We start from the raw sequence: 6,271 nt of genomic DNA on the forward strand, positions 1-6,271 counted from the left end.
TAGATATATTGTGTGCAGAAGAAATGATATTGTCTCCACTCACTATTACAGCACCTATGGGCACCTCATCATTTTTTTGAGCGAGTTTGGCTTGCTCTATGGCAAGCTCCATATATTGATACTTAAACACTAGGCACTTATTTCTTATCAATTGCTGCTTTAACGAACGACACGAAAAGAGGATGAGGAGAAAACGGCTTTGATTGAAATTCTGGATGAAACTGCACACCAATAAACCACGGATGACTCTCTAACTCCACTGCCTCTATGCACGTTCCATCTTCTGATATGCCACTGCATAGCAGTCCATTTTTTTCCAAATCATCTTTATAATCTGAATTGATTACATATCTATGTCTGTGCCTTTCTGAAATAGTAGTGTTACTGTATGCATCCATCATTTTAGAGTTTGCATTTATATTACATTTGTATGCCCCGAGTCTCATGGTTCCACCAAGATCGTCATCTTGATCGCCAGCTAACTTAACGATTGGATGTTTACAGTTACGAAATTCTTCAGAGTGTGCATCTTCAAGCTTAACAACATTACGAGCAAATTCAATAATTGCAAGCTGCATACCAAGGCAAATTCCGAAAAATGGGATATTATTTGTACGGGCATAATTTATTGCTAATATTTTACCCTCTACTCCGTCATCACCAAACCCCCCTGGAACAAGGATTGCATGAGAATTCTGTAATTTCTCTCCTATAAGTTTTTCATTTATAGGTTTTTCTTCCTTCTCTCTTGAGTTAACCCAATTTATCTTTACTTTGACTTTATTACTAATCGCACCATGATTTAATGCTTCAACCAGTGATTTGTATGCATCAGGGAATTCGGTGTATTTTCCCACTATAGACACAGTAACTTCCTGTGTTGAGTGCCTTATAGAGTGCACTATTTGATCCCATTCAGTCAAGCTTGGTCTTGGCTTACTTAAATGAAAGTGCTCCAAAATTTGCGTATCAAGCCCACATTGGCTATACAACACCGGTAACTCATATATATGACTCACATCAGGAGCAGGTATCACATTGGATAAAGAAACATTGCAAAGCTTAGCTATTTTCTCTCTTTGATTATCGAAAATTTCTTTCTCACTGCGGCATAATATAATATCTGGTTGTAACCCCGCGGAATTTAACTCTCGAACTGAATGCTGCGTTGGTTTTGTCTTTAATTCTTGCGCTGCAGTAAGATATGGTATTAAAGTTAAGTGAATAAGGATAACTCTTTGTTTTCCTAATGTATAGTTAACTTGACGTATAGCCTCCAAAAATGGTTGGCTTTCAATGTCACCTACAGTTCCGCCTATTTCACATATTGCAAAATCTAAACCTTCCGTACCGTTAAAAATGAACGATTTGATCAAATCTGTCACATGAGGAATGACTTGCACAGTTTTGCCCAGATAATCACCACGCCTCTCTTTCTTCAATAACTCATGATATATCTTACCAGTTGTTATATTGTCATCTTTTGTTGCTTTAATTCCAGTAAAACGCTCATAATGCCCAAGATCCAAATCAGTTTCAGCACCATCCTCGGTCACAAATACCTCTCCGTGCTGAGTTGGGTTCATTGTCCCAGGATCAATGTTGAGATACGGGTCAAGTTTTCTGATACGGATCTTAAAACCGTGAGCTTGAAGAAGCGCACCAACGCTTGAAGCAACTAAGCCTTTACCAAGCGATGACACAACTCCACCTGTGACAAAGATAAATTTAGCTTCCTTCATTAATTTTCAAATGGAACAGAAGTAGGTTCACTTTCTTGCTTTTTTTCTAATATAATTTTCTCTGCAATCGATTTTTTATGTACGTCTTTTGAATATAATCCTGACAATAGCAATGTGTTTATAATAAACAATCCAGCAACAACAGCCGTTATTCTGCTGAGCGGGTTTTCAGAAGATTTCACTGGAATCATCGAATTGACCCCCTGTTGTGTATTACTAAAACCACTTAACGAACTACTTCCAGGCGGCTGCAAGAGCACTAAAATTACTAACACAACAACCAATATTATTTGAAATATACTTAATACCGCTACTGACATTATAGATAGAGCTGAAAATAAAAATTTTAGGAGCATAAAGTGCATAAGTCAAGAACATCTGTCACCCAAGTAGTTTGAAATCTAAGTATGTATTTACTGCTTACCTTATTTTGATTAACATATGCACAAAACTTTGGGCTTAATATGTATCACATTTTAAAATACAAAAATTATGAACCAAAAATAGACGAAAGTGCTTTCATCGCAGGTGGTTCGCATATCATAGGTAAGGTTGAAATAGGAAGAAATGCGAGCATTTGGTTTAATTGTGTAATCAGAGGGGACGTTGGATCAATAAAAATAGGTGATGGAACAAATATTCAAGATGGAACGGTAATTCATGTGGATAGAAACCCAGGTGGTGACACAATTATTGGCAGTATGGTAACAGTGGGACATTTTTGTATGTTGCACGCATGCACGGTGCATGATAAAGCGTTTATTGGTATGGGCTCTACCGTGATGGACCATGCAGTTGTGGAGCCTGAAGCTATGGTAGCTGCTGGCTCACTGGTAACACACGGAAAAGTGATAAAAAGTGGGGAAATATGGGCTGGCAGGCCAGCAAAGTTCTTCAAAAAGACGTCGAATGAAGAAATTAAACATATTACACAATCAGCACGAAATTATATTATGCTAATGAAGGAATATAAAAACTGAAGTTCGCGTCAAGTGTTTTACTTGACACGTACATTTCGGCTTAACCCTTGTTACTTCTTTTTCCCATTCTCATTTACTTCTTGTGCTTTTGCCCCATCTACTTGAGTACTAGGTAACGCTGCATATGTAATACTACCAACTGCGAGTGTAGATACTACTGCTATACCAACCATTATCCAAATATCTAATCTCACTGTACGTTCAAGTGCAGTAAATGCTATCAGTCCAGCAGCAAGACCCATACCAACAGTAGCAGTGTACCGTGCTCCATTGCCTTGTTTTGGTTGCTCAGTTGTTTTGTTTTTAGCTTCTAGTTCTTTATTTTCCTTCTCTAACTGATGAACTCGAGCATTTCGAGCTTGTAAGTCTTTCTTTAGGCTTTCAACCTCAGCATTTGGTTGGTTTATTTTAGCTTCTAATTCTTTTATCTTATCCTCTTTATCTTTTAACTGAGCAGCATCTGGTCGGTTGCTTAACTGTGCCTCTAAATCTTTTATTTTCTCGTCTTTATCTTTTAACTGAGCAGCATTTGGTTGGTTGTTTAACTGTGCTTCTAAATCTTTTATTTCATTTGTTAGTGTTGTTTTTTCACCCTCTAACTTCGTAACAGCAGCATCTGGTTGAGCTTTTAATGCTGTTATTTCATTCTCTTTCTCTGTTAACTTTTGCTGTAACGCCACAGCATCTAATGCTTCCAATTCTGTTATTTTAGCATTTTTCTCTTCTAACTGCTGCTGTAACGCTGTAGAATCTATTGCCTTTAGTTTTTCCACTTCAGCTTCTAAGTCTTGTTTTTCCTGCTGAGCTGTGTCCAATTGATCTTGTAATTCTTGCGTTTTAGTTCTCAATTCCTCCTCAGCTTTCTTCTTTGCAGCTTCTAATTCTTGTATTTTAGGTTTCAATTCTTCTAATTGTTTTTGGGGATGTTGAAGCATCTGTACCTCAACTTCTTTTTTTGTATTATCAAGGCCCAACATGGTTTTTATTTCTGTTGCAGTAGTAAAAGCTTTTCCGCTACCTTGTTTTTGAGCTGAAGATATAGGCATGATTACAATATTATCTCCTTGATTTTTTTTTTCTTGTTCAAAAAAACCGGCAATATATAATTGCTTATTACCTAGTGAAAAACCCGCATAAAACTTCTTAGAATTTGAAATGTTTTCATACTCTTGAAATTTTTTAAAATCATCTTGCGCTATAATAAGCATTATTTCATTATCGATAACCTTTATTGTACCATTAATCTCCATAAACATATTAAACCTCAACATATATAATTAACGTCACATAATACCTTTAGAACCTAAGGTCAAGTAATATTTTATCATAGCATAGAAAATTTATGTTCGTAAATAAAAAATTTTGGCGTAAAATTGCCGTGTTTACTTAATTGTGCTATAGCTAAAGCAATAAGTGGGATTCCAGCGTCACGCGCTGGAATGACATGGTTTTAGGCGTTATCTAATCATGGTAGGGTGTCATCCCAGTGCTTGACACTGGGATCCAGGAAACTTAGTTAATATATAGTTAGCTATGGTTTAAAATTGAGAAATATTTGTGTTAAAAGAAAAATACGGCTTTAAAGAAGTTGAAGACAAATGCAACATATTATGGGAAGGCAGTAAAGTTTATAAGTGGCATGGTGAAAAGGATAACACTTTCACTATAGACACACCTCCACCAACAATATCGGGTAAATTGCATATTGGCCATATATTTAGCTATTGCCACACGGACTTTATTGCAAGGTTTCAGCGCATGCTGGGAAAAGATGTGTTTTACCCAATTGGGTTTGATGATAACGGGCTTCCCACTGAAAGATTGGTTGAACAAACCTATAAAACCCGTGCAAAAGAAGTTGGCAGAGAAAAATTTATAGAGATGTGCCATGAGGTTATTGAGAAATCAAAGCAAGAATTCAAGGAACTATTTAAGTCTGTTGGAATTAGTTACGATTGGGGTTTGGAATATCACACGATCAGCAAGGAAACTGTGACACTTTCACAGATGTCGTTTATTGATCTATATAATAAAGGGTATGCATATAGAAAAATACAGCCCATCCTTTGGGACCCGGTTGATAAAACAGCAATTGCGCAAGCAGAAATAGAAGATAAAGTTTTTGAGTCATCCTTAAACACGATAGTTTTCTCTACCCAAGAAAATGAGCAGATCAATATTGCAACTACGCGACCTGAATTACTTCCCGCATGTGTTGCAGTTTTTTGCCACCCAGAGGATACGCGCTACACTCATCTGATCGGAAAAACAGCGGTAGTGCCAATAACAGAGGAAAAAATTCCAATCATAGCTGATGATAAGGTTAAAATAGATAAAGGCACTGGGCTTGTTATGTGCTGTACGTTTGGTGATGAACTCGACATATATTGGCAGCAAAAGCATAATCTACCGATGAAAATTATCATCGATCAGGATGGAAGGATGGACCTAGATGATGTCATTCCAGTGCTTGACACTGGAATCCAGGAAAAAGAGCCAATGCCAGCGATGACAGAGGAAGATATCATGTCAGCGTATGGTCAGAAAAAAGAAGAATGGATCCCAGTGTCAGCTACTCGGATGACAGACGATATACTAAATGAAATAAATGGATTGAAAGTTACAGCAGCAAGAAAGAGGATAATTGAAGTTCTAACTGAAAAAGAACTTTTGATAGAAAGCACTAGCATTTCTCATTCTGTTAAGTGCGCAGAAAGATCTGGTGCACCACTTGAGATATTACCTACTTATCAATGGTTTATCAAGACCTTAGAGCAAAAAGCTCAAGTATTAGATAAAGTAAAAGAATGCAATTGGCACCCAAGCAATATGCGTAAACGTATGGAAGTGTGGATAGAAGGGCTAAATTGGGACTGGTGCATCTCAAGGCAGCGCTATTTTGGTGTGCCATTTCCAGCGTGGTATTCTAAACGTAAGGGAGAAGAAGGTAAAATTATTCTAGCTGAAATAAAGGCCCTACCTATTGATCCACTCAAAGATTTGCCAAAAGGGTATAGCAAAGAAGAGATTATCCCAGATCAAGATGTAATGGATACTTGGGCCACAAGTTCAATTACTCCTCAACTGAGTGCACTGGCAGTAAACAGTGAGTTTAGCTTACCAAATCATCGCTATGATACGATATTTCCTGCAGATCTGCGCAGCCAGAGCCATGAGATAATAAGAACTTGGGCTTTTTATACTATTTTAAAGGCACATTATCATGCAAATTCTTTACCTTGGAAAAACATTATGATCAGCGGTTGGTGTTTAGCAGATGATAAGAAAAAGATGAGTAAATCAAAGGGTAACATCATCACTCCTCATGTAATACTTGAAACTTATGGAGCTGATGTAGTGCGCTATTGGGCAGCGAACTCAAGGCTTGGAGTTGATACAGTCTACTCTGAAAATATATTCAAAATTGGCAAGCGCCTAGTTACAAAACTTTGGAACGCTAGCAAGTTTGTTTCCATGTTCATGGAAAAGCATCAAGTGATGAGCATAAATTCTGCTCACGAGACAATGGATAAGTGGATACTGTCTAAG

Annotated in this window: 5 protein-coding genes and 1 pseudogene; 2 read left to right on the forward strand and 4 right to left on the reverse strand. The window is 37.3% G+C overall.

What is annotated here, in order from left to right:
* The 3 genes and pseudogenes from OZD66_RS00260 to secG all read right to left on the reverse strand — a co-directional run.
* A pseudogene (locus OZD66_RS00260) lies at positions 1 to 112 on the reverse strand (nucleoside deaminase); the annotation flags it as partial.
* 25 nt (positions 113 to 137) lie between these two features.
* Positions 138 to 1,742: a CTP synthase gene (locus OZD66_RS00265; RefSeq protein WP_182366834.1), complete on the reverse strand. Its 1,605-nt coding sequence runs from the start codon at positions 1,740 to 1,742 to the stop codon at positions 138 to 140.
* A complete protein-coding gene (gene secG / locus OZD66_RS00270) occupies positions 1,742 to 2,062 on the reverse strand; it encodes a preprotein translocase subunit SecG (protein WP_182366843.1) in 321 nt (106 codons plus the stop codon). Before secG ends, OZD66_RS00265 begins: the two co-directional genes overlap by 1 nt.
* Before the next feature lie 144 nt (positions 2,063 to 2,206).
* Between secG and OZD66_RS00275 the strand changes: the two genes are divergently transcribed.
* Complete coding sequence (locus OZD66_RS00275; protein ID WP_182366831.1) at positions 2,207 to 2,722, forward strand: gamma carbonic anhydrase family protein; 516 nt, start codon at positions 2,207 to 2,209, stop codon at positions 2,720 to 2,722.
* Between the two features lie 50 nt (positions 2,723 to 2,772).
* On the opposite strand, the gene OZD66_RS00280 is transcribed toward OZD66_RS00275, so the two are convergent.
* Positions 2,773 to 3,993 (reverse strand): hypothetical protein, encoded by a 1,221-nt coding sequence (locus OZD66_RS00280; protein ID WP_275021856.1) that lies wholly within the window; start codon positions 3,991 to 3,993, stop codon positions 2,773 to 2,775.
* Positions 3,994 to 4,279: 286 nt separating this feature from the next.
* On the opposite strand from OZD66_RS00280, the gene OZD66_RS00285 reads away from it, so the two are divergent.
* On the forward strand, positions 4,280 to 6,271 hold a 1,992-nt coding region (locus OZD66_RS00285), incomplete at its 3' end, for a valine--tRNA ligase (protein ID WP_275021858.1).

This window comes from Wolbachia endosymbiont of Drosophila baimaii (assembly GCF_028982185.1).
Lineage (GTDB): Bacteria > Pseudomonadota > Alphaproteobacteria > Rickettsiales > Anaplasmataceae > Wolbachia > Wolbachia pipientis.